Origin of the sequence: Citrobacter freundii complex sp. 2024EL-00216 (assembly GCF_043945515.1) — a bacterium.
Taxonomy (GTDB): Bacteria; Pseudomonadota; Gammaproteobacteria; order Enterobacterales; family Enterobacteriaceae; genus Citrobacter; species Citrobacter portucalensis.
In genome coordinates this window covers 133481-156379 of the sequence record NZ_JBIMRA010000001.1, presented here as the reverse complement: position 1 = coordinate 156379, position 22899 = coordinate 133481, and the positions used below count along the sequence as shown (strand labels likewise).

At 50.7% G+C, this 22899-nt stretch carries 24 protein-coding genes; 13 read left to right on the top strand and 11 right to left on the bottom strand.

Annotated features, from left to right (window positions below; all coding sequences use genetic code 11):
* Positions 1 to 912: a glutathione ABC transporter permease GsiD gene (gsiD, locus tag ACHHZ7_RS00730; protein ID WP_060682493.1), complete on the top strand. Its 912-nt coding sequence runs from the start codon at positions 1 to 3 to the stop codon at positions 910 to 912.
* Between the two features lie 92 nt (positions 913 to 1004).
* On the opposite strand, the gene rimO is transcribed toward gsiD, so the two are convergent.
* On the bottom strand, positions 1005 to 2312 hold the full coding sequence (rimO, locus tag ACHHZ7_RS00725; RefSeq protein WP_003831616.1) for a 30S ribosomal protein S12 methylthiotransferase RimO: 1308 nt from the start codon (positions 2310 to 2312) through the stop codon (positions 1005 to 1007).
* 231 nt (positions 2313 to 2543) lie between these two features.
* Between rimO and ACHHZ7_RS00720 the strand changes: the two genes are divergently transcribed.
* Together ACHHZ7_RS00720 and glgP are read left to right on the top strand one after the other, a co-directional pair.
* A complete protein-coding gene (locus ACHHZ7_RS00720) occupies positions 2544 to 2729 on the top strand; it encodes a glycine cleavage system protein T (RefSeq protein WP_223240755.1) in 186 nt (61 codons plus the stop codon).
* A 51-nt stretch (positions 2730 to 2780) separates the two neighbouring features.
* A complete protein-coding gene (glgP, locus tag ACHHZ7_RS00715) occupies positions 2781 to 5231 on the top strand; it encodes a glycogen phosphorylase (protein ID WP_060682492.1) in 2451 nt (816 codons plus the stop codon).
* A gap of 32 nt (positions 5232 to 5263) precedes the next feature.
* Here glgP and ACHHZ7_RS00710 read toward each other — a convergent pair whose 3' ends face one another.
* On the bottom strand, positions 5264 to 6190 hold the full coding sequence (locus tag ACHHZ7_RS00710; RefSeq protein ID WP_192463916.1) for a LysR family transcriptional regulator: 927 nt from the start codon (positions 6188 to 6190) through the stop codon (positions 5264 to 5266).
* Between the two features lie 220 nt (positions 6191 to 6410).
* Between ACHHZ7_RS00710 and bssR the strand changes: the two genes are divergently transcribed.
* Together bssR and ACHHZ7_RS00700 are read left to right on the top strand one after the other, a co-directional pair.
* Positions 6411 to 6794, top strand: coding sequence for a biofilm formation regulator BssR (gene bssR, locus ACHHZ7_RS00705; protein ID WP_008784229.1), 384 nt, complete (start codon positions 6411 to 6413; stop codon positions 6792 to 6794).
* Positions 6795 to 6896: 102 nt separating this feature from the next.
* Positions 6897 to 7994 (top strand): PQQ-dependent sugar dehydrogenase, encoded by a 1098-nt coding sequence (locus ACHHZ7_RS00700; RefSeq protein WP_060682490.1) that lies wholly within the window; start codon positions 6897 to 6899, stop codon positions 7992 to 7994.
* A gap of 5 nt (positions 7995 to 7999) precedes the next feature.
* On the opposite strand, the gene ACHHZ7_RS00695 is transcribed toward ACHHZ7_RS00700, so the two are convergent.
* Positions 8000 to 8626 (bottom strand): glutathione S-transferase family protein, encoded by a 627-nt coding sequence (locus tag ACHHZ7_RS00695; RefSeq protein WP_060682489.1) that lies wholly within the window; start codon positions 8624 to 8626, stop codon positions 8000 to 8002.
* Between the two features lie 328 nt (positions 8627 to 8954).
* On the opposite strand from ACHHZ7_RS00695, the gene dacC reads away from it, so the two are divergent.
* Positions 8955 to 10157 (top strand): serine-type D-Ala-D-Ala carboxypeptidase, encoded by a 1203-nt coding sequence (gene dacC, locus ACHHZ7_RS00690; protein ID WP_032944358.1) that lies wholly within the window; start codon positions 8955 to 8957, stop codon positions 10155 to 10157.
* Positions 10158 to 10202: 45 nt separating this feature from the next.
* On the opposite strand, the gene deoR is transcribed toward dacC, so the two are convergent.
* Together deoR and ybjG are read right to left on the bottom strand one after the other, a co-directional pair.
* Complete coding sequence (deoR, locus tag ACHHZ7_RS00685) at positions 10203 to 10961, bottom strand: DNA-binding transcriptional repressor DeoR (protein ID WP_060682488.1); 759 nt, start codon at positions 10959 to 10961, stop codon at positions 10203 to 10205.
* A gap of 64 nt (positions 10962 to 11025) precedes the next feature.
* On the bottom strand, positions 11026 to 11634 hold the full coding sequence (gene ybjG, locus ACHHZ7_RS00680) for an undecaprenyl-diphosphate phosphatase (RefSeq protein WP_060682487.1): 609 nt from the start codon (positions 11632 to 11634) through the stop codon (positions 11026 to 11028).
* Positions 11635 to 11931: 297 nt separating this feature from the next.
* Between ybjG and ACHHZ7_RS00675 the strand changes: the two genes are divergently transcribed.
* Positions 11932 to 13164 carry an MFS transporter gene (locus ACHHZ7_RS00675; protein WP_008784235.1) on the top strand — a complete coding sequence of 411 codons (1233 nt, stop codon included), beginning with the start codon at positions 11932 to 11934 and terminating at the stop codon, positions 13162 to 13164.
* Positions 13165 to 13381: 217 nt separating this feature from the next.
* On the opposite strand, the gene ACHHZ7_RS00670 is transcribed toward ACHHZ7_RS00675, so the two are convergent.
* From ACHHZ7_RS00670 to ACHHZ7_RS00660, 3 genes are all read right to left on the bottom strand, one after another.
* Positions 13382 to 13663 (bottom strand): hypothetical protein, encoded by a 282-nt coding sequence (locus tag ACHHZ7_RS00670; protein WP_003831642.1) that lies wholly within the window; start codon positions 13661 to 13663, stop codon positions 13382 to 13384.
* A gap of 107 nt (positions 13664 to 13770) precedes the next feature.
* Entirely contained in the window at positions 13771 to 14586 is an 816-nt protein-coding gene (locus ACHHZ7_RS00665; RefSeq protein ID WP_060682486.1) for a Cof-type HAD-IIB family hydrolase, read from the bottom strand.
* Positions 14586 to 15794: an MFS transporter gene (locus ACHHZ7_RS00660; RefSeq protein WP_060682485.1), complete on the bottom strand. Its 1209-nt coding sequence runs from the start codon at positions 15792 to 15794 to the stop codon at positions 14586 to 14588. Before ACHHZ7_RS00660 ends, ACHHZ7_RS00665 begins: the two co-directional genes overlap by 1 nt.
* A gap of 85 nt (positions 15795 to 15879) precedes the next feature.
* Between ACHHZ7_RS00660 and ACHHZ7_RS00655 the strand changes: the two genes are divergently transcribed.
* Positions 15880 to 16440, top strand: coding sequence for a TetR/AcrR family transcriptional regulator (locus ACHHZ7_RS00655; RefSeq protein ID WP_003831648.1), 561 nt, complete (start codon positions 15880 to 15882; stop codon positions 16438 to 16440).
* On the opposite strand, the gene ACHHZ7_RS00650 is transcribed toward ACHHZ7_RS00655, so the two are convergent.
* The gene (locus ACHHZ7_RS00650) at positions 16427 to 17224 is read right to left on the bottom strand and encodes an SDR family NAD(P)-dependent oxidoreductase (RefSeq protein WP_060682484.1); all 798 of its coding nucleotides are present in this window, start codon (positions 17222 to 17224) and stop codon (positions 16427 to 16429) included. The genes ACHHZ7_RS00655 and ACHHZ7_RS00650 overlap by 14 nt on opposite strands.
* Positions 17225 to 17494: 270 nt before the next feature.
* Positions 17495 to 19180, bottom strand: a complete 1686-nt coding sequence (locus ACHHZ7_RS00645; RefSeq protein ID WP_003831652.1) for an aspartate:alanine antiporter — start codon at positions 19178 to 19180, stop codon at positions 17495 to 17497.
* A gap of 269 nt (positions 19181 to 19449) precedes the next feature.
* Here ACHHZ7_RS00645 and ACHHZ7_RS00640 point away from each other — a divergent pair, with 269 nt between their 5' ends.
* Positions 19450 to 19830 carry an inner membrane protein YbjM gene (locus ACHHZ7_RS00640; protein WP_003035356.1) on the top strand — a complete coding sequence of 127 codons (381 nt, stop codon included), beginning with the start codon at positions 19450 to 19452 and terminating at the stop codon, positions 19828 to 19830.
* Between the two features lie 34 nt (positions 19831 to 19864).
* Here the strand turns inward: ACHHZ7_RS00640 and ACHHZ7_RS00635 are convergent, their stop codons facing one another.
* Positions 19865 to 20128, bottom strand: a complete 264-nt coding sequence (locus ACHHZ7_RS00635; RefSeq protein ID WP_003035358.1) for a GrxA family glutaredoxin — start codon at positions 20126 to 20128, stop codon at positions 19865 to 19867.
* 172 nt (positions 20129 to 20300) lie between these two features.
* Here ACHHZ7_RS00635 and ACHHZ7_RS00630 point away from each other — a divergent pair, with 172 nt between their 5' ends.
* The 4 genes from ACHHZ7_RS00630 to ACHHZ7_RS00615 all read left to right on the top strand — a co-directional run bounded on the left by ACHHZ7_RS00630 (position 20301) and on the right by ACHHZ7_RS00615 (position 22826).
* The gene (locus ACHHZ7_RS00630; RefSeq protein WP_008784242.1) at positions 20301 to 20591 is read left to right on the top strand and encodes a DUF1418 family protein; all 291 of its coding nucleotides are present in this window, start codon (positions 20301 to 20303) and stop codon (positions 20589 to 20591) included.
* Entirely contained in the window at positions 20575 to 21297 is a 723-nt protein-coding gene (gene nfsA / locus ACHHZ7_RS00625) for a nitroreductase NfsA (protein WP_395148434.1), read from the top strand. Before ACHHZ7_RS00630 ends, nfsA begins: the two co-directional genes overlap by 17 nt.
* A 59-nt stretch (positions 21298 to 21356) precedes the next feature.
* A complete protein-coding gene (gene rimK / locus ACHHZ7_RS00620) occupies positions 21357 to 22259 on the top strand; it encodes a 30S ribosomal protein S6--L-glutamate ligase (protein WP_003831660.1) in 903 nt (300 codons plus the stop codon).
* Between the two features lie 90 nt (positions 22260 to 22349).
* Entirely contained in the window at positions 22350 to 22826 is a 477-nt protein-coding gene (locus ACHHZ7_RS00615) for a YbjN domain-containing protein (RefSeq protein ID WP_003831662.1), read from the top strand.
* The last annotated feature ends 73 nt before the right edge of the window (positions 22827 to 22899 follow it).

The following is a 22899-nucleotide window of genomic DNA, read 5'->3' as shown; positions in this document are numbered from 1 at the left end:
ATGCGATTTTTTAACTGGCGCCGACAGGCGATTTTAAATGCGATGCCCCTTGTTAAGCCAGAGCAGATACGCACACCGTGGCATGAGTTCTGGCGTCGGTTCCGTCGACAGCACATGGCGATGGTCGCTGGGCTGTTTGTATTGCTCCTGATCGTGGTAGCGATTTTTGCCCGCTGGATGACGCCATTTGATGCCGAGAATTACTTCGATTATGACCGTTTGAATGATGGGCCGTCGATGCTGCACTGGTTTGGCGTTGACTCACTGGGACGGGATATCTTTAGCCGCGTGCTGGTTGGTGCGCAAATCTCGCTGGCGGCAGGAGTCTTTGCCGTATTTATTGGCGCGGCGATTGGTACGGTACTGGGGCTGCTGGCGGGATACTACGAAGGCTGGTGGGATCGACTGATCATGCGAATCTGCGATGTGCTGTTCGCCTTTCCGGGGATATTGCTGGCGATAGCCGTGGTCGCCGTGCTGGGCAGCGGTATTGCTAACGTGATCATTGCCGTGGCCATTTTCTCCATTCCAGCCTTCGCGCGCCTGGTGCGTGGGAATACGCTGGTGCTGAAGCAACAGACGTTTATTGAGTCTGCGCGCAGTATTGGTGCCAGCGATGCGACCATCATCTTCAACCATATTCTGCCTGGAACGGTCTCATCGATCGTGGTCTTTTTTACCATGCGAATTGGCACGTCGATCATCTCTGCCGCAAGCCTGTCATTTCTGGGATTAGGCGCACAGCCGCCGACGCCGGAGTGGGGGGCAATGCTTAATGAAGCGCGCGCTGATATGGTGATCGCGCCGCACGTGGCGATTTTCCCGGCGGTAGCGATATTCCTGACAGTGCTGGCGTTTAACTTACTGGGAGATGGTCTGCGCGACGCGCTGGACCCGAAGATAAAAGGATAAACCGTAGGCCTGATAAGACGCTTCAGCGTCGCCATCAGGCATTGCCGGATGCGGCATAAATGCCTTATCCGGCCTACGTTGGGTTACGCTAATTAAACGCGGGTGCCCCACAGATCGTATTCATCTGCGTTTTCGACCTTCACGCGGATGATATCGCCAGGTTTCACCTTGGTTTCACCATTCAGGTATACCGCGCCGTCGATTTCTGGAGCATCAGCCATGCTACGACCAATTGCGCCTTCTTCGTCAACTTCATCAACGATAACCAGAATCTCGCGGCCCACTTTCTCTTGCAAACGTTCAGCAGAGATCTGCTGCTGCAATTGCATAAAGCGGTTCCAGCGTTCTTCTTTCACCTCTTCCGGGATTTGATCCGGCAGGTCATTAGCGCCAGCGCCTTCTACCGGGCTGTATTTAAAGCAGCCCACGCGATCCAGACGCGCTTCCTTCAGGAAGTCGAGCAACATCTGGAAGTCTTCTTCCGTTTCACCCGGGAAACCAACAATGAAAGTGGATCGCAACGTCAGTTCAGGGCAGATTTCACGCCACTGCTTGATGCGCGCCAGCTGTCTGTCCACGGAGCCCGGGCGTTTCATCAGTTTAAGAATACGCGGGCTGGCATGCTGTAACGGGATGTCCAGATACGGCAGGATTTTCCCTTCCGCCATCAGCGGGATCACATCATCAACGTGCGGGTAGGGGTAGACGTAATGCAGTCGCGTCCAGATCCCCAGTTTTGATAACTGTTCGCACAGATCAACCATGCTGGTTTTGACCGGCTCGCCGTTATGGAAACCGGTACGATGCTTCACATCTACACCGTACGCTGAGGTATCCTGAGAAATTACCAGAATCTCTTTCACGCCCGCATCGACCAGACGCTTGGCTTCGCTAAGGACGTCGCCAATCGGACGGCTCACCAGATCGCCGCGCATGGAGGGAATAATGCAGAACGTGCAGCGGTGGTTACAGCCCTCGGAAATCTTCAGATAGGCGTAATGGCGAGGAGTCAGCTTGACGCCCTGCTCAGGAACCAGACTCTGGAACGGGTTGTGTTTTGGTTTTGGCACATAGTGGTGAACGTGCTCCAGAACCTGTTCATAGCTATGCGGCCCGGTGATTTCCAGTACCTTCGGGTGGACTTCACGGATCTGATCGACTTTCGCGCCCAGACAGCCGGTGACGATCACCTTACCGTTCTCGTTCAGCGCTTCGCCAATTGCTTCCAGGGACTCCTGAACCGCACTGTCGATAAAGCCGCAGGTATTAACGATAACCATATCCGCGTCGTCGTAGCTTGGCACAACATCATAGCCTTCGGTACGAAGTTCGGTCAGGATGCGCTCAGAATCGACGAGGTTTTTCGGACAACCTAGTGATATAAAACCAATTTTTGCCATTTTCTTATACTGTACATTGCTCGTAATCGGGGGATTATACAGATGCCTTCACGGTACATCTATATCTGATCAGCATAAGACGGAGAGAATAAAGAGTGATACCTATAAAGAGTAGATCGGTCAGTGAAAGGTGTTTAGTGAGTCTAATTCCGGCTTTAAGTGCCGCTTCTTGGCTATAGACACTCATTATCGTAAATTTTATCTCGTCGAGCGTTACTAATGAGGTTAAATTTGAAAGATATTGTTTTGAAGTCGAAACTTGAAATGGCTAAAACTCTTTATGCTAATGGTGTGAGTTTATATTATATCTCGCTTGCCACAGGCTTAAGTTGGCGTGTATTAATGACAGAATTAACGTTTATCGCCAGTCATGAAAATATTCGACAAAAAGCTAACGCTCACGTACCCAAACTTTAAATAATTCACCTGTCTATTACCATCCTACAAAATTTGAAAGGTAACGTTAATATGTATATTTCGCCACTTCCGGTCGCCACGGACTCTGATGTTGATAAACTTAGAGATGATATTGCTAATAAACTTTTATTCACTATTGGCAAAGATCCCGCAATCGCCACGAAACGGGAGTGGCTTAATGCGACGTTATATGCGGTACGCGATCGGATGGTCGAGCGCTGGCACCGTTCTAATCGGGCGCAATTCTCTCAGGATGCGCGCCAGGTATATTATCTGTCGATGGAATTTTTAATTGGTCGTACGCTATCCAATGCGTTGCTCTCTTTAGGTATTTATGACGAAGTCAGAAGCGCGCTGGAGGCAATGGGGCTTGAACTGGAAGAACTGATTGACGAAGAAAACGATCCCGGGTTAGGTAATGGTGGTCTCGGTCGTCTGGCGGCCTGCTTCCTTGATTCACTGGCGACGCTTGGGTTGCCGGGATGTGGATACGGTATTCGTTATAATTACGGTATGTTCAAACAAAATATCGTTAACGGTGTACAAAAAGAGTCGCTCGATTATTGGCTGGAATACGGTAATCCCTGGGAGTTCAAACGTCATAATACGCATTATAAAGTACGTTTTGGCGGGCGTGTTCAACAGGAGGGGAATAAAACCCGCTGGCTTGAAACCGAGGATATTCTGGCCGTGGCACATGATCAAATTATTCCAGGTTATGCGACGGACACGACTAATACGTTACGCTTGTGGAACGTGCAGGTGAATAGCGAAGTTAATGCGGGCAAACTGAATCAGCAGGCCGACTTTGCTACTGAAGTGGAAAACAAATACCACTTCGATCGTATCTCGCGGGTTTTGTACCCTGATGATTCCACCGATGCGGGGCGTGAATTGCGTTTACGCCAGGCCTATTTCCTGGCCTCGGCGACGATCCAGGATATTCTGAGTCGTCATTATCAGTTGCACAAAACATACGACAATCTGGCCGATAAAATTGCGATTCACCTTAATGATACGCATCCGGTACTGGCGATCCCTGAGTTGATGCGTTTATTGGTTGATCATCATCAGTTTAGCTGGGATAACGCGTTTGACGTGACCTGTCAGATTTTTTCTTATACCAACCATACGTTGATGAGTGAGGCGCTGGAGACCTGGCCAGTAGAAATGCTAAGTCGAATTTTGCCGCGCCATTTGCAGATTATTTTTGAGATTAACGATCGTTTTCTGAAGACATTACAGGAACGTTATCGTAATGACAGCGATCTACTGAAACGTGTGTCGTTAATTGATGAGTCCAATGGTCGTGTGGTGCGTATGGCCTGGCTGGCGGTAGTTGTCAGTCATAAGGTAAACGGCGTGTCGGCATTGCATTCAAAACTGATGACTGAATCACTGTTTGCAGACTTCGCGCGTATATTTCCCTTGCGTTTCACCAACGTAACCAATGGTGTGACTGCGCGTCGTTGGCTGGCGCTGGCGAATCCACCGCTTGCCAAAGTGCTGGACGAAAATATCGGTGACAGCTGGCGGACTAAATTAATGCAGTTGGGCGAGCTGAAGCAGTTTATAGATTATCCGTCGGTGAATGAGGCAGTGCATCGTGCGAAACGTGAAAATAAGCAGCGGCTGGCGCACCATATTGCCACCCACTACGGCGTGGTGGTGAATCCTGATGCGCTGTTTGATGTGCAGGTGAAACGCATCCACGAGTACAAGCGGCAACTCATGAATGTGCTCCACGTTATTACACGCTATAACCGAATTAAAGCCGCGCCGGATGCCAACTGGGTACCGCGAGTGAATATCTTTGCCGGAAAAGCAGCCTCCTCTTATCACATGGCAAAACAAATTATTCGCTTGATTAACGATGTGGCGCAGTTAGTCAATAACGATCCGCAGATTGGCGGCAAACTGAAAGTAGTATTTATTCCGGATTACAGCGTCAGTCTCGCTCAGCTAATTATTCCGGCAGCCGATCTGTCAGAGCAAATTTCCCTGGCCGGGACGGAAGCCTCCGGGACCAGCAATATGAAATTCGGTATGAATGGTGCGCTCACTATCGGTACGCTCGACGGTGCGAATATCGAAATGCGCGAATACGTTGGGGAAGATAACATCTTTATCTTTGGCAATACGGCTAATCAGGTTGAAACTCTGCGACGTGATGGATATGACCCGAGGCACATCTTTGAAAAGGATGAGGAACTTCATCAGGTGCTGACGCAAATCGGTACAGGGGTGTTCAGTCCGCAGGAGCCAGGGCGTTATAGAGACGTGTTGGATTCATTGATTAACTTCGGCGACTACTATCAGGTATTGGCAGATTATCGCAGCTATGTAGATTGTCAGGATGCGGTGGACGAGTTGTATCGTACTCCCCGGGAGTGGACGACAAAAACCATGCATAATATTGCTAACATGGGGTATTTCTCGTCGGACAGAACGGTTCAGGAATATGCCGACCATATCTGGCGCATAGCAAAAATACGCGTGTAGCCAGTATTTCTAACGCTCAGCCTCTCTGGTTTTCATAACAGGGAGGCTGTTTGCAAATCAGCCAGAATAGGTGAGAGGATTTTGTGGGTATTGCTTTCTTTGCGCGATGAGGCAAACACGCTAAATTGTGGCAAGGGAAACGGAGTGTTTATTTTTTTTAGTCCATACAGCTGAGCGTGTGTTTCAAATACCTTTTCCGGGATCACCCCTAAACAATGGGTATTGGACACAATTGTCAGAATCGCCGTAAACGATGAGGTAAGCAGGCAGCGTTCTCCGGTTCTGAATTTTTTATCCACAATACTGCGATGATAAATGATTTTCTCATTCTTAGTATTGTAACCGACCAGGTTAGCGTTTCTGAATTGCGCTTCACTGATGGTGCTACCATATAAAGAATTATTCTGCGAGGCCGCCAGTACCAGGCGCATATTGCATATTTTCTGGCATGAAAGACTTGCTGACTCTACGGCAAAGGTAGAAAAAACGGCATCTGCCTGACGCATATTCAGCAGTTCAATAATACTCTGTTCATTCAGGTCGGCGGTAAGGTGCAGGAGGCTGATATCGGCGTCAGTCTCGATTATTCTGGCGGTGACATCTGGAATAACGATAGGGGAAATAAAAGATTCCGTATAAAGCGTTAACCTTTTTTTGGTGGCAGGCGTGGAAAGCGGCATCAGCGTTGACAGCTTATCGATAATTGGGATTGTATTATCATACAGTTCATCAGAATAGACCGTCGGTAACAGTGCATTCCCGCTACGGACAAACAGATTATCCCCCATCATTTCGCGCAGTTTTCTTAATGACTGGCTGACGGCGGAAGGTGAGATGTTCAGCATGTCAGCGACTCTGGAAATGCTACCCACGCTATAGATCAAACAGAAAATGGTCAGCAGATTGAGATCTATTTTTGATAGTGTGCGTATCTTTTCTGCATCATTTGCTTTCGACATAGACCCCTCATCATCAACACCATGGCAGTAACCACATCAGGTATAGCAAAAAAAGTCAGGCGAGTCAGACACTGGGCGCTTTCGATAAGCGTACCGGATGAAGTTGTAACATTGTAAATTAGGTTAATCAATTGGGCTTTATTGATGTAGGACATCTATTTGTTCAAAAAACAACCATACTATTAAGTTGCACCATAGTTGGAAAGAGGAGGAACAAAGTATGGTTGTTGACAGACTGAGAACCGATCTTCTCAACAAATTGATAAACGCCCGTATCGAACTTGCCGCTTATCTGCAGTTGAGAAAAGCGAAAGGCTACATGTCAGTAAGCGAGAGCGATCGCCTGCGTGATGTTTTTTTTGCACTGAATCGCGAATTGCATGAGCAATCACAGCTTCACGGTATGCATCTTGATCAGGAAGAGTGGAATGCCCTTCATCGTGCTGAAGGGGCGTTAGCCGCCGCCGCGGTTTGTCTTATGAGTGGACATCACGATTGTCCAACGTTTATCGCCGTTAACGCAGAGAAACTGGAAAACTGCCTGACAACGCTGACGCTAAGTATCCAGAGTTTGCAATCTTACCCAACGCTGGAACACGTCTGAATCAGGGGGAGGGCGCTCCCCCTTTTCGTCAAGATTATGTAAATGTAGCGGGATAATTCCCCTTGCTGGCTACGCTTTATGCAGAGCCATTAAGGAGGTGTTATGCGTCGACTCTTTCTCTGTGCTATTCCACTTGCGCTATTTTCCACTTATGCCGCCGCGGTAAAAGTGGAAGTGCTGCAAACTAAACTCGATCACCCATGGTCACTGGCTTTTTTACCCGATAACCGCGGTATGCTCATTACGCTCAAAGGTGGACAGCTTCGACTCTGGCAGCCTGATAAAGGGCTTTCCGACCCGCTGACCGGCGTACCCAAAGTTTGGGCAAATGGTCAGGGAGGACTGCTTGATGTGGCGTTAGCACCGGATTTTGCACAATCTCGCCGGGTATGGCTAAGCTTCTCTGAAGCCGACCGCGAAGGCAAAGCGGGCACCTCGGTAGGCTACGGGCGATTGACTGACGATCTCAAACATCTGCAAGGATTTCAGACCGTTTTTCGCCAACAGCCAAAGCTTTCCACCGGGAAACATTTTGGTGGACGTCTGGTATTTGATGGTAACGGTTATCTGTTTATTGGCCTGGGGGAGAATAATCAACGCGCTACCGCCCAGGACCTGGATAAATTGCAGGGTAAATTAGTCCGACTGACCGACGAGGGAAAAATTCCGCCGGATAATCCGTTTGTGAACATGGCGGGAGCGCGGGCAGAGATTTGGTCGTATGGCATCCGCAACCCGCAGGGGATGGCGATGAATCCGTGGAGTGATGTGCTGTGGCTCAATGAGCATGGCCCACGCGGAGGCGATGAAATCAATATCCCCGAGAAAGGGAAAAACTATGGCTGGCCTATCGCGACCTGGGGTGTTAACTACAGTGGTTTGAAAATTCCCGAAGCAAAAGGTCAAATTGTTGCAGGCACGGAACAACCCATCTTTTACTGGGAAAAGTCGCCGGCGGTTAGTGGAATGGCTTTTTATAATAGCGATACCTTCCCGCTGTGGCGGCAGAAGTTGTTCATCGGCGCGTTGAAAGATAAAGAAGTGATCGTGCTGAGCGTTAAGGGGAATACGGTCACTGAGGATGGTCGTCTGTTGCAGGAAAGGGGGCAGCGGATCCGTGATGTGCGCGTCGGACCAGACGGTTATTTGTACGTGCTAACCGACGAGTCCGACGGGGAATTACTGAAAGTGAGCCCCTGATTTGGTTAGCTGACCGGGATCATCACGATTTTTTGAAACGCCGGTCGCTCAGTCAGTTGTTGATACCAGCGTTCCAGATGCGGGCGCGGGGTCCAGCTCAGACCAACGTTGAACAGGTTATAGATGAACGGTGCAACAGCGATATCCGCCGTGCCAAATTCAGCCTCGGAGAACCATGGCTGGTCTGCCAGCGCGTTATCCAGAATGGCAAACAGGTTATCGCAAACTTGTTTACTTGCCTCAATGGCCGCCATATCGCGCTGATCGGCAGGTGTTCTGACCAGACCAAATAAGATAACCCGATGCGCAGGGCTTAGCGTCTGATTTGCCCAGTCCATCCATTTTTCACCGACTGCGCGCGCGGCCGGGGCGTCAATCCACAAACGTTTTTGTCCGTACTGAGCGGCCAGATAGCGGACAATGGTATTGGATTCCCACAGGACAACGTCTGTTTCATCATCGCGTAGCAGCGGGACCAGTCCGTTCGGGTTCAGTGCCAGATAGTCGGCATCGCGGTTACCGCCATGCTGTCCGCCCGCCAGAATTTGGTTATACGGCAGTTCCAGTTCCTCGAGCGTCCACAATACTTTTTTTACGTTGGTCGAGTTATTGCGACCCCACAGTGTAATCATAGTAACCCCGCAAATTAATTGAGCAGCTTTATGGCTGCAGATGCCATTTGACTAGCTCACATGGTGGGGTAAACCTAATATTTACGCAACAAAGTCTAAAAAAATCGTGCCAGGAGCAGCGCAGCGCGGCGTTATTGCATAAACTTTAAAAACTTTACCAACTTACGGTTTCTTTAAGCTCGTTAGTGCGTTATTACTCACCGCACTTATTTTACACGTCATCCATCAGACTTTTTCTGCATGGGTTGGTCGAGGTCGCTTGGCCGGTTTTGTGTAAACACGGTGTGGTATGACGTGGTTTTTTGGAATGGATACTCGGGTGGCATTTATGACGCAATACTTCTCTTCACTTCGCAGCTTTGCTGCAGGTTCTGCACTCTTAATCCTTTTGGCGCCGACCGTACAGGCGGCGGAGCAACCGACGGCCCCGCCGAGCGTGGACGCGCGCGCGTGGATTCTGATGGATTACGCCAGTGGTAAGGTGCTGGCGGAAGGTAATGCTGATGAGAAACTGGATCCTGCCAGTCTGACCAAAATCATGACCAGCTATGTGGTTGGGCAGGCGCTGAAGGCCGGAAAAATTAACCTCAACGATATGGTCACCGTGGGCAAAGACGCCTGGGCGACCGGTAATCCAGCCCTGCGCGGTTCGTCGGTCATGTTCCTCAAGCCCGGCGATCAGGTTGCGGTGTCCGATCTGAATAAAGGCGTTATCATTCAGTCAGGTAACGATGCCTGTATTGCACTCGCTGATTACGTTGCCGGTAGCCAGGAATCCTTTATTGGTCTGATGAACGGCTATGCGAAAAAACTGGGGCTGACCAACACGACTTTCCAGACGGTACACGGCCTGGATGCGGCAGGACAGTTCAGTACCGCGCGTGATATGGCGTTGCTCGGGAAGGCGTTAATCCACGATGTGCCGGAAGAGTACGCTATTCACAAAGAGAAAGAATTTACCTTCAATAAAATCCGCCAGCCGAACCGCAACCGTCTGTTGTGGAGCACCAACCTGAACGTGGACGGTATGAAAACCGGGACCACTGCCGGGGCGGGATACAACCTGGTGGCCTCCGCGACCCAGGGCGATATGCGCCTGATCTCCGTGGTGCTGGGAGCAAAAACCGACCGCATTCGTTTCAATGAGTCAGAAAAACTGCTGACCTGGGGTTTCCGTTTCTTTGAAACCGTTACGCCGATCAAGCCGGATGCGACTTTCGTTACCCAGCGCGTCTGGTTTGGCGATAAGAGTGAAGTGAATTTGGGCGCTGGAGAAGCGGGTTCTGTGACCATTCCGCGTGGCCAGCTCAAAAACCTGAAGGCCAGCTTTACCCTGACTGAACCACAGCTAACTGCACCGCTGAAGAAAGGTCAGGTTGTGGGCACTATCGACTTCCAGTTGAACGGAAAATCCATTGAACAGCGTCCGTTGATGGTGATGGAAGATGTGGAAGAGGGTGGTTTCTTTAGCCGCATGTGGGACTTTGTGATGATGAAATTCCACCAGTGGTTTGGTGGTTGGTTCTCTTAATCTTATCTATTGCCGGATGGCGCAATCGCCGTCCGGCAGTATCTGTTAGTACTTCAGCGTGATACGTTGTGCTTTAGCGTACTCAACAAATGCCTCGTCAGGACGGCTGTCGCTGATGATGGTATCAAAGCGTTTCAATTCCCCCATCCTCGCAGGGCGCACCTTGCCAAACTTGCTGTGATCGACTACCAAAACGTGATGCTGCGCCATCGACATCGCCCAGTGCTTCACCGGCAGTTCTTCCAGATTAAAACAGGTCGCGCCTTTCTCGATATGAACACCTGCCGCAGAATAAAAGGCGATATCCGGACAGAGGTTGTTCAGCGTTTCCTGGAAATCGAGTGGTTTAAAAATCGCGTTACTGGCATGGAATTCACCACCACACAGAATGACGCGGCACTGCGGTTTTTCCTGCAGCACCAGAAACGTATTCAACGAGTAGCAGATTGCAGTGAAGGGCAGTTCATTGTCGATCGCTTCAATGATCCACGGCGTGGTCGTACCGCAATCGAAAAAGATGGTCTGATGCGCCTGCACGAGACTCGCCGCCTGCTGGGCAGCACGACGCTTTTCATCAACCAGACGGGATTTTTGATCGCTGATTAAATAGTGGTTAGCGCTGCGGGGTTCCAGAACAATATAGCCCCCGAGCAGCACGACGGGAGCATCATGATTATTCAGGTCGCGACGAATGGTCATCTCAGATACGCCCAGCAACGTCGCGGCTTCTTTGAGGTGTAATTTATCGCTGCGTTTCAGCACCTGCAGTAATTGACCAATACGCTCGTCGCGTCGAGTTTCCATAGTTCCCCTGGAGAATAGAATAAGTGCTCAGTTTCGCGCTTAATACTACTCTTTTTACCGCGGGTTAGTCACGTACCCAACCTTTACGGATGGGGAGAGCGAAGCAGGTGCGATAGCACGTCTGCAAGCCGAGGTACAAGCTTGTGCCGAACCGTTGCCAGATCATCTGGGCGCTCAGACAGCCGATCAACCCGGCCAGTAATCCGCCCAGCATATCCAGCGGCCAGTGAACGCCAAGGTAAACTCGTGACCAGGCAATCGCCACGGCGACAACCATCAGCAGAGCACCCGTCCACAAGCGATGCCAGAACAGGAAGGCCAGAGCAAAGGTAAAGATAACCGTACCGTGGTCGCTCGGGAAAGAGTCATCTGCCGCATGGTGCAGGAAGTTATAACCGATGTGGTTAACGAACGGACGATCGTGGGGGAAAAGATGCCCCATCAGCCATGAAATCGTCAGCCCGACGATGAGCGCAATCGCCATTTTGATGACCAACTGACGCTGGAGCGTAACCTGACCACGAGGTCCCCAAAGCCAGAGCACAACGGCTAACAGCGGCACAATGCTGATCAGATCTTTGGCAATGAAAATGGCGAGCGAAATTGCCCATTGCGCAGAGTCGGGTGTTGCATTGATCAAGTAAAAAAGCGAATTGTTCAGATTTTCCAGCATAACGTCCAGACTCAGTGTAATCGTTAAATAGACCCATTTGGGGAGAGCATAAAATTGCTTTCACGGGATAAAAAGCGGTCTTGTCTTATTTGCCTGTTAAATGACGATTTTTAAGACAATTAATGAGACTTATTGAGCATGATAGCGGTCTCAACTTAAATTAACCTTAAAGCAAAATGTTCTTGAGCAAATGAGTGTAAAAATGTGCGCATTTTGCTTTCAAATCACATAATTCACTATCACCAGTACGGCGCATTTATTACACTTTGCGCGATTTTTCTATAGTTAAGAGATTGCATGCAGAACCGTTTATCTTCAGGCGTCCGTTTGGGGCGTCAGGCATTACTTTTCCCGCTCTGTCTGGTGCTTTACGAATTCTCCACTTATATCGGCAACGATATGATCCAGCCCGGAATGTTGGCGGTGGTGGCGCAATATAACGCCGGATTAGATTGGGTACCTACGTCCATGACCGCCTATCTGGCAGGCGGCATGTTTTTGCAGTGGTTGTTAGGACCGCTGTCGGACCGTATTGGTCGTCGCCCGGTAATGTTAACCGGTGTGATCTGGTTCATCGTTACCTGCCTTGCAACCCTGCTTGCACAGAATATTGAGCAATTTACCTTCCTGCGCTTTTTGCAGGGGATAAGCCTGTGCTTTATTGGTGCGGTGGGTTACGCCGCCATTCAGGAATCCTTTGAAGAAGCGGTCTGCATAAAAATTACCGCGCTGATGGCAAACGTGGCGCTGATTGCGCCACTGCTGGGTCCGTTGGTAGGCGCAGCCTGGGTACATGTTCTGCCGTGGGAAGGGATGTTTATCCTGTTTGCTGCTCTGGCGGCCATCTCCTTTTTTGGTCTGCAACGCGCGATGCCGGAAACGGCAACCCGGCTTGGTGAAAAGCTGTCCATTAAAGAGCTGGGCAAGGATTATAAGCTGGTGCTGAGGAACGTGCGCTTCGTTGCAGGCGCACTGGCGTTGGGTTTTGTCAGCCTGCCGTTACTGGCGTGGATTGCGCAGTCCCCGATTATTATCATCAGTGGTGAACATCTCAGCAGTTACGAATATGGTCTGTTGCAGGTGCCGATTTTTGGCGCGTTGATTGCTGGTAACCTGGTGCTGGCGCGTCTGACTTCGCGAAAAACCGTGCGTTCGCTCATTATCATGGGCGGCTGGCCAATCGCCGTTGGCCTGATTATTGCCGCTGCGGCCACGGTGGTGTCATCCCATGCATATCTATGGATGACGGCGGGTTTGAGTATCTATGCGTTTGGCATTGGCGTGGCGAATGCGGGGCTGGTGCGCCTGACGCTGTTTGCCAGCGAAATGAGTAAGGGTACTGTTTCTGCCGCAATGGGTATGTTGCAGATGCTGATTTTTACCGTCGGTATTGAGCTGAGTAAACACGCGTATCTGCTGGGAGGGAACGGCTTGTTCAGCTTGTTCAATCTGGCAAGCGGCGTACTGTGGCTGATTCTGATGGTTATCTTCCTGAAAGATAAAAGGGTAGGGAATTCCCGGGAAGGCTAAGGTCCGGATTTCCGCAATCCAGCGCAGATAAGCATAATGACGCCGATAAATTCAGCATTATGTTGATAATAGAATCACGCTGTAGGCCGGATAAGCGAAGCGCCATCCGGCGGCCTGTAGCAAATTGCCGGATGGCGGCGTAAACGCCTTATCCGGCCTACCGCTCACCAAAGATCTTAACTGACCAGTATTACGGTTGTCTGGGCCTGGCGACAACTTAGTGGTGGTCGTCAATCTGATGTTCGATAACCATCCCTTCACCGACGCTTGCCACATGTCGCGCATAAGGATGTGCGCGATAGACAGGGGCCGGAGCAGGCGCTGGAGCAACATATACCGTTTGTGGTGCGGTAGTTACGCTGACCGCCTGCGGGACGCTGACGGAAGAGGGCACTACCACCACTTTATAACCGCTGGGGACATCAACGGTAACGCTCTGTGCAAATGTTGTCCCCGCAAAGCCCAGCAACAATGTCGCCATTAGTACACTTTTCTTCATGATCCGCTCGCCTGAAATATTCACTGGAAGTAATAATCCAGCGGGTTAATTTGAGGCGGATTATGAATAGATCATGCCATCATTTTGTTGCCGTCTGTGCTGAGCCGTTAATGCGTAAACGGTGCTTCATTCCTTAACACGCGGTCAATAATATCCAGAACGCCCTCTTCGTTGTTCGAGCCTGCGCGATATTTTGCCGCCTCGATCACCGGCTCATGGGCGTTGGCCATTGCAAAACTAAATCCTGCCTGGCGCAGCATCTCAATATCATTTCCGCCATCGCCAAATACAACAACTTCATTGTCGTTAATATTCCAGCGTTGTTGCAGCAGGCGCAGGCCGTTAGCTTTATGCACGCCGGGAATTATTAAGTCGATGCTGCCGTAGCCGGTATGCACTGGTACCATAATATCGCCAATCGCCTCGTGGAGATCGGCCTGTACCTGTGGAATTCGGTCGTCGGAAATATTCAGCCCGAACTTGAAGAAAACATCGTTGAGGTTGTCAAAATTATCTACAAATTCAAGACGATGATAATACATGGCGGAAACGTTCTTATGCTCATCGCTGTACTGTTTCAACGTATAGGCGCTGTTTTTACCACAGGCAATAATGTCGATATCGGCGCGGGTCAGCAGATGATCTACGATGGCATGGAAATCGTCTTTAGCCAGTTCGCCGTTAAAAACATCTTCTCCTTCACTGACCACCCAACCGCCGTTTTCGGCGACAAATGAGATTTCATTGGCCAGTTCGGGGAAAAAGGAAATCAACTGATAATATTGGTTGCCGCTGGCGACTACAAAGCGGATCCCTTGTTCTTTCATCTGGCGATATTGCGCCATAAAACGCTCGCGGTTATAGGTTTTTTGGTCGCTTAAAAATGTGCCGTCCATGTCGACCGCAATTAATTTGATACTCATTAGCTGTTCTCCATCACCGTAGTATTTTTGAGATCCGGTTTCGCTACCGCTTTCGCGACGACGGCGGCGACAAGCACCAGCGCCAGCACCACCAACATAGCGCTGCGCAGGCCATAGTGTTCACCCAGATAGCCCAGAAGCGGCGGTCCAACAAGGAACGCCAGGTAACCGGTGGTCGCCACGACGCTGACGCGGGTCGGGGCATCGGGGCCGGTGTCGCTGGCGGCTGAAATGGTCAGCGGGAAACCGAGCGATGCGCCGAGTCCCCACAGAATAACGGACACACCCGCCACCCAGGAGCTGTCGACAAAAATAATCAGGCTAATCCCGAGAGCGCCTATCAGCGCACTGGCGCGCACCACCGCAACGCGGCTGTAACGGTCGATGAACCAGCCACCGGTAAATCGCCCAACGGTCATACCCAGCGTAAAACCGGCATAAATCAGCGAGCCTGATGTCGGGCTAAATCCATGTCCGTCCACCATTAACAGTGGAAGCCAGTCGTTGGCGGAACCTTCAGCAAATGCCATCGCCAGCACTACAACGCCGATCAGCAATAGCTGGATATCACGATAAAAAGGCAGTCCTTTTTCACCGGAGTGAGAACCGTCAGCGGCATTTTTGCCCGTGCCGTCAGGAATAGCTTTGATGGCGATGAAAATAGGTGTGATAGCAACCATTGCAGCCAAAAGAATATGCGCGGTAGCCGGGACGCTGAAGGCGGTAAGCATCATTCCAACTCCAGCCCCTGCCAACGTTCCCAGGCTGTAAAAACCGTGCATCATCGGCAGCACGGTTTTGTTCATTTCGCGCTCAACTGCCGCACCTTCGACGTTGATGGCAACTTCTGCCGCGCCAAAGCTGGCGCCAAATACGCTCAGGCCAAACGCGAAAAGCCATGCGGAATGCAGCCAGAGCGCTACGCTGAGGATCGCCATTCCGAGGACTGCACAAGACATGGTGGTGCGGATGACCTTACGCGTGCCAAATCGTTTCACCAGCCAGGCCGAACAAAGTATGCCACTCATCGAACCAATAGAGAGCCCAAACAACACTGCACCCATTTCGGCAGTGGAGATGGAGAGGATATCTCTGATGGCAGGGGTACGCGTTGCCCAGGAGGCCATTAATAATCCTGGTAAAAAGAAGAACGTGAACAGCGCCCAGGTGCGACGTCTTAAGGCTTTGCGTGATGAGATGCCAGTCATGAATTCGAGCCAAAGAAAAGAGGGAAGGAGACAACATTAGCAAGACTGTGTACATTTGTACACAAATGCAAGAAGAGGAAATGTAGTGCGACGTGCAAACGATCCGCAGCGGCGGGAAAAAATAGTTCAGGCGACTCTGGATGCAGTAATAGCTCATGGTATTCATGGGGTTACACACCGTAAAATCGCTATGATTGCCGAGGTGCCACTGGGTTCTATGACCTATTACTTTTCGGGAATTGATGAGCTTTTGATGGAGGCATTTGGCCGTTTTACTGACAGGATGATGCTGCAGTATCAGGACTTTTTTGCCGATGTTAAGGATGCGTCGCAGGCTTGCCATGCCATTACCGATATGATTTACGGCTCTCAGGTCACAACGCCTGATAATATGGAGCTCATGTATCAGCTGTATGCTTTTGCCAGCCGTAAACCAGCGTTGAAAACGGTGATGCAGAACTGGATGCTACGCAGCCAACAAACGCTGGAGCAGTGGTTTGACCCGGTTACGGCGCGGGCGCTGGATGCGTTTATTGAAGGAATGACGCTGCATTTTGTCACGGACAAAAAACCGCTGCAGCGAGAAGATATCTTGCTGATGGTGGAGCGTATTGCAGGGATACCCGCGACAGTCAGCTGTGCGTAGCGCCTCCGGTAATATTCACTACCGTCGCGGTCATGGCGCTGGCATGGTCTGAAGCGAGAAAGGTCATGACCTCAGCGATTTGTGCAAGCGTAGGCAGGCGCACGAGCATGGTACTTTGCGCCGCACCCCCTAACCATTGATCGACGGTTAAACCCATTGACTGTGCTTTGGCGGAGAAAATTTCTCCGGTATAGGAGCCAGCTGCAACAGCATCCACAATCGCATGCGAGCGCACGCCGACGACCCGGATATTTGCCGGTCCTACCTCGCTGGCGAATGCTTTAATAAAAGCCTCTGTTCCTGCACAACCAACAATATGACCCAGATGACCAGGCATCGCCATCGGGGCCGCGGGGGCAACAACGCTGAGAATGACGCCCGCACGATTGCCGCCCATGTGCGGCGTTACGGCTTTAGCGATATTGAACTGCGCCGAGAGGAAAGGGGTGATGCCGCTCATAAACTCAGAGAGGGATAATGCGTCAATGCGTTTGCCCTGTTCGTGCATAAATCCCGTTGTGTTAACCACCACATCTATTCCACCGGTTTGCTGCGCAAGGCGGGTAACTTCCTTCGATGCGTTGTGCTCGTCGAGTACATTGGTGATAAAGGTTTCGACTGTACCACCTGCCGTTCGGATAATACTGGCCGTCCGATCAAGTTTTTCCTGGCTGCGAGCACCCAGACACACATGGGCTCCTTCGCGCGCCATGGCCTGCGCAACCGCACTACCAATAGCCCCGCTGCCACCAAAAATTACTGCGACTTTGCCAGTAAGCAACATGACTAACCCCCATCCCCGATAAAGCACCGTTTTAAAGTATGTGCCATAACCGGCATGCTGCAAATTTGGGAGGAGTTTCAGAGGTGGAAGACGATGAACGCAAATTTCAGGCAACAAAAAACCCATCAACCTTGAACCAAAACGGCGGGGTTGATGGGCTCCACAAATTGGGGACATCAAAGAAAAGCAGTGGCAATAGTTATGACTGACGCCTTGAAGAAAAGTTCTGCTTACCTGCAAAAATTTTTCAATTAAGGGAATATTTCAGCGCTAACCAAGGCCTGGCCAGACAATGACTATGAGTGTCCCCGCTAATGTCAGCAGAACGTTGGCAATCGCGTAGGTCCCGGCATAACCTAACGCAGGGATGTTGCTGCGTGCGGTGTCGCTGATGATTTCCATTGCCGGAGCACAGGTACGTGCGCCCATCATGGCACCAAACAGCAGGGCACGGTTCATGCGCAATACGTAAGCACCAAACAAGAAACAGATGACAACCGGAACCAGGCTGACTACCAGACCGGCAATCAACATTTGACCACCGACGGCACCCAGGCCATTACCAATGCCGCTGCCTGCGCTTAAACCGACGCCTGCCATGAATACCATCAGGCCAAACTCTTTCACCATATTCAGCGCACCCTGTGGGATATAGCCAAATGTGGGGTGGTTGGCTCGCAGGAAGCCCAGCATGATCCCGGCGAACAGCAGTCCAGCCGCATTCCCAATGCCGAAGCTGAAATTACTGAACTGGAAGGTGATCATCCCGATCATCAGACCGATGATAAAGAAGGCGCAGAAGGCCAGCAGATCGGTCACCTGACTGTGAATGGAAATGAAGCCGATACGATCGGCAATGGTTTTCACGCGACGAGCATCACCGCTGACCTGCAACACGTCGCCTTTATTGAGTACGACGTTGTCATCAATAGGCATTTCAATCTGGCTACGGATCACGCGGTTCAGGAAACAACCATGGTCGGTTAGTTTCAACTGGGCCAGGCGACGACCAACGGCATTGTGGTTTTTCACCACAATTTCTTCAGTAACGATGCGCATATCGAGCAGATCGCGATCGAACACCTCTTTACCGTTACGGAAGCTGGGATCGAGGCGAGCATGGGCGTCCGGATAACCCACCAGGGCTATCTCATCGCCCATTTGCAATACCGCATCACCATCCGGGTTGGCCAGAATGCCGTTGCGACGGATGCGTTCAATGTAACAACCGGTCTGGCGATAAATACCCAGTTCGCGCAGATTTTTGCCATCGGCCCATGCCACTAGCTCAGGGCCAACGCGATAGGCGCGGATCACCGGGAGGTACACTTTACGATTGGCGTCGGTGTCCAGACCTCGTTCACGCGCGATTTGTTGGGCGCTGGTTTGCAGATCCTGATGCTGCAGTTTCGGCAAATAGCGCGCACCAACAATCAGGCTGACCAGACCAATCAAATAGGTGAGGGCGTAACCCAGGCTCAGGTTATCGAGAGCACTTGAAAGTTGTGTCCCTGTCATTCCTGAATGGCGCAAGGTATCACCCGCGCCGACCAGCACCGGCGTTGAGGTCATCGAGCCAGCCAGCATACCCGCCGTCAGGCCGATGTCCCAGCCAAATAGCTTACCCAGCCCCAACGCGATCAGCATTGCGCTACCGACCATCACCAGGGCAAGCATTAGATAATTTTTCCCATCGCGAAAAAAAATCGAAAAAAAGTTGGGACCGGCTTCGACGCCGACGCAAAAAATAAACAGCATAAAGCCGAGATTTAATGCATCGGTGTTAATACTAAAGTGCTGCTGACCTAATAATAGGGAGACCACTAAAACGCCAATGGAATTACCGAGTTGGACTGAACCCAGACGTAATTTGCCCAGACACAGGCCCAGAGCCAGGACCACAAATAATAACAGGATGTAATTCCCATTTAACAAATCTGCGACGTTTATATTCACGGAGACTAACTTCTTGTTTACTAGTAAGCTATTGAAAGAAATGGCAATTTACGCTAATGTTTTTGCCAGAAATTAAGGGGCGATAGCATCGTACACAGCCCCGAATAATGCAGCATAACAATATATGCGGTTAGTTTAATCTCATTACGTATCAACGGCTATAAGAATCGTGTGGGTGTGTTTTTGGCATGGAATGCCGAGTTACTTTATCTGACTGGACGCCTGCGGGCGAAAAGAGTGTTCGATAGAGAATGTGTCAGGAGGAACGATTGAAACATAAGCAAAGTTGGGCGAGTGCGGTCTGCTGCTTTGTGCTCTTTATTGTGGTGTGTCTTTCATTAACGCTGAACGTGAAAGGGGCATTCAGAGCGGCAGGGCATCCTGAGGTCGGATTGTTGTTTTTTATCTTACCTGGTGCTGCAGCAAGCTTTTTTTCCCATCGTCGGGAAGTGCTCAAACCCCTGCTTGGTGCAATGTTGGCGGCGCCGTGCTGCCTGTTACTGATGCGGTTCGTTTTTATGCCGACGCGTTCATTGTGGCAAGAGCTGGCGTGGTTGTTTAGTGCGGTGTTTTGGTGCGCACTTGGCGCATTATGTTTTTTATTTATCAGTAGCTTATTCAATCAGCATCAACGGCGGAAAAAGAACTGATGACGCCCTCAAGGTGAGGGCGTAGAAACCGCTATCAGGCGAACAGATTCATGTTCTCTTTTGCCCAAGCTTCAAAATCCGTGCAGCCGCCGATGTGTTTTTGATCGACAAAAATCTGCGGAACGGTTTCAACTGGCTTACCTACCGTCTTTTCCAGATCTGCTTTGGTAATTCCTTCAGCATGGATATCAATGTAGCGGAAGTTAAAATCGTCATGCTCACTGCTTAATTTTTCTGCTAATTCTTTTGCGCGCACGCAATACGGGCACCCTGGGCGACCAAAAATAACGGCAAACATCTCTTTCTCCTCGAACTTATCAGGCCGGATGGCAATACTGGTTATGATGCCGCGATTTGTGACGGATGGAAAGCAGGTTCAGCCTGTTGCTTTGATATCCTCAAGCTATATCTGTTAAACACGGCAAGCCGGAACGTTTTATAATGGAAGCCATTTCGCCGGGAGGCCGCGTATGCGCACAATTGGTGTATTACCCAAAAGCGTATTGATGCTGGAAATAATTGGGATGGTTTTGTTATCGCTGGCGCTGCTATCGCTTAACGATTACCTCACCTTGCCCGCACCGCTTAACAGCCCGTTAGCCTGCGTGGTGATGATATTTCTGGGCGTACTGCTGATGCTCCCTGCTGCGGTGGCGTTGATGTGGCGTGTTGCTCAACTGCTGGCACCGCAACTGATGTCTCGCGCACCCGGTGATTCAACTGATTCAGACAGAGACAAAAGAGATGACTCCAACCATTGATTTACTCCGCAGCCACCGTTCTATTCGCCATTTTACTGATGATGCCATTTCGGATGCACAGCGAGAGGCGATTATTGCCGCCGCTCAGGGAACGTCAAGCTCCAGTTTTCTACAGTGCACGACGATCGTTCGCATAACGGATAAATCCTTGCGTGAATCACTGGCTACCTTATCTGGCGGTCAAAAGCATGTGGCACAGGCCGCTGAGTTCTGGGTGTTTTGCGCTGATTTTAACCGCCATTTGCAGATTTGCCCTGACGCGCAACTTGGGCTGGCGGAACAGCTGCTGCTTGGCGTGGTTGATACTGCAATGATGGCGCAAAATGCGTTGACGGCGGCAGAGTCGCTGGGACTTGGCGGCGTGTTTATTGGCGATTTGCGTAACAATATTGAGCCGGTCACCGAACTGCTGAAGCTTCCGCAACATGTTCTGCCGCTCTTTGGATTGTGCCTCGGCTGGCCTGCGGATAACCCGGATATCAAGCCGCGCCTGCCCGCGTCGCTTGTGGTGCATGAAAACCAATACCAGCCACTCAACAGTGATGTGTTGGCGCAATATGATGAGCAGCTCGCGCAGTACTATCTGACCCGAGGCAGCAATACCCGCCGCGACACCTGGAGCGATCATATTCGCCGTACCATCATTAAAGAAAGTCGCCCCTTTATCCTGGAATATTTGCATAAACAGGGATGGGCCACGCGCTAAAGATTTTAACCCAGTGTATGATACGCCAGCTTTTACCAGGTCATTCAGAGAGGTGCAGGGTGAAAATTGCCATTTTGTCCCGGGACGGAACGCTCTATTCTTGTAAACGCCTGCGTGAAGCGGCGATGCAGCGCGGTCACCTGGTTGAAGTTATCGATCCCCTTTCTTGCTATATGAACATCAGCCCGGCGGCATCCTCTATTCATTACAAGGGCCGTCAGCTTCCCCATTTCGACGCGGTGATCCCGCGGATTGGTTCCGCGATTACCTTTTATGGGACGGCGGCGCTGCGCCAGTTTGAGATGCTGGGTAGCTATCCGTTGAATGAATCAGTAGCGATTACGCGAGCGCGCGATAAGCTGCGTTCGCTACAGCTGCTGGCGCGTCAGGGAATTGATTTACCCATTACCGGAATTGCTCACTCTCCGGACGATACCAGCGACATGATTGACATGGTTGGCGGTGCGCCGTTGGTGGTGAAACTGGTTGAAGGCACCCAGGGTATTGGCGTGGTGCTGGCGGAAACGCGGCAGGCTGCAGAAAGCGTGGTAGATGCGTTTCGTGGGGTGAATGCCCATATCCTGGTTCAGGAATATATCAAAGAAGCGAAGGGGCGCGATATCCGCTGTTTCGTGGTGGGCGATGAAGTAGTGGCCGCCATTGAACGACGGGCTAAAGAGGGCGATTTTCGTTCTAATCTCCATCGCGGTGGTGTGGCGACTATTGCGAGTATCACGCCGCGCGAAAGAGAAATTGCGCTCAAAGCCGCCCGGACGATGGGCCTGGACGTTGCAGGCGTTGATATTCTGCGCGCTGATCGAGGGCCACTGGTCATGGAGGTTAACGCGTCTCCGGGGCTGGAAGGCGTGGAGAAAACCACTGGAATAGACATTGCCGCGAAAATGATCCAGTGGATCGAGCGCCATGCTACTCCTGAATTTTGTCTTAAAATCGGCGGCTAAGCGCAATATCGATTGCGATCGTGGTATGACACGCTCTTTTTGCGTAAGCTGTGCCGGTATTTTTTTCATCAATAGAGGTCGCACATTATTATGACATCACTGGTCGTTCCCACTCTGGATACGTTGCGTCAATGGCTCGACGACCTGGGCATGAGTTTTTTTGAATGCGATACCTGTCAGGCGCTGCACTTGCCACACATGCAGAATTTTGACGGCATCTTTGATGCAAAAGTTGATTTGGTCGATAACGTCATTCTGTTTTCTGCGATGGCGGAAGTCAGACCTTCTGCATTGCTGCCACTGGCAGCCGATCTGTCTGCGATCAATGCCAGTTCACTGACGGTGAAAGCGTTTCTGGATATGCAGGATGATAATCTGCCAAAGCTGGTGGTTTGCCAGTCTTTATCCGTTACGCCGGGCGTAACCTTTGAGCAGTTTGAATGTTTTGTTCGCCAGAGCGAAGAGCAAATATCGATGGTGATCCTCGAAGCCGGAGCGCATCAGCTGTTATTTAATGCTGAAGAAGATGCGCAAAACAGTACCGCTGAAATTCATTTCCTCCATTAATTCTTCCTGAATCTGGACATATATTGCGCAGCCGCTGCCAGAGCGGTTGCGTATTGCCTGTTTTTATTCTGCA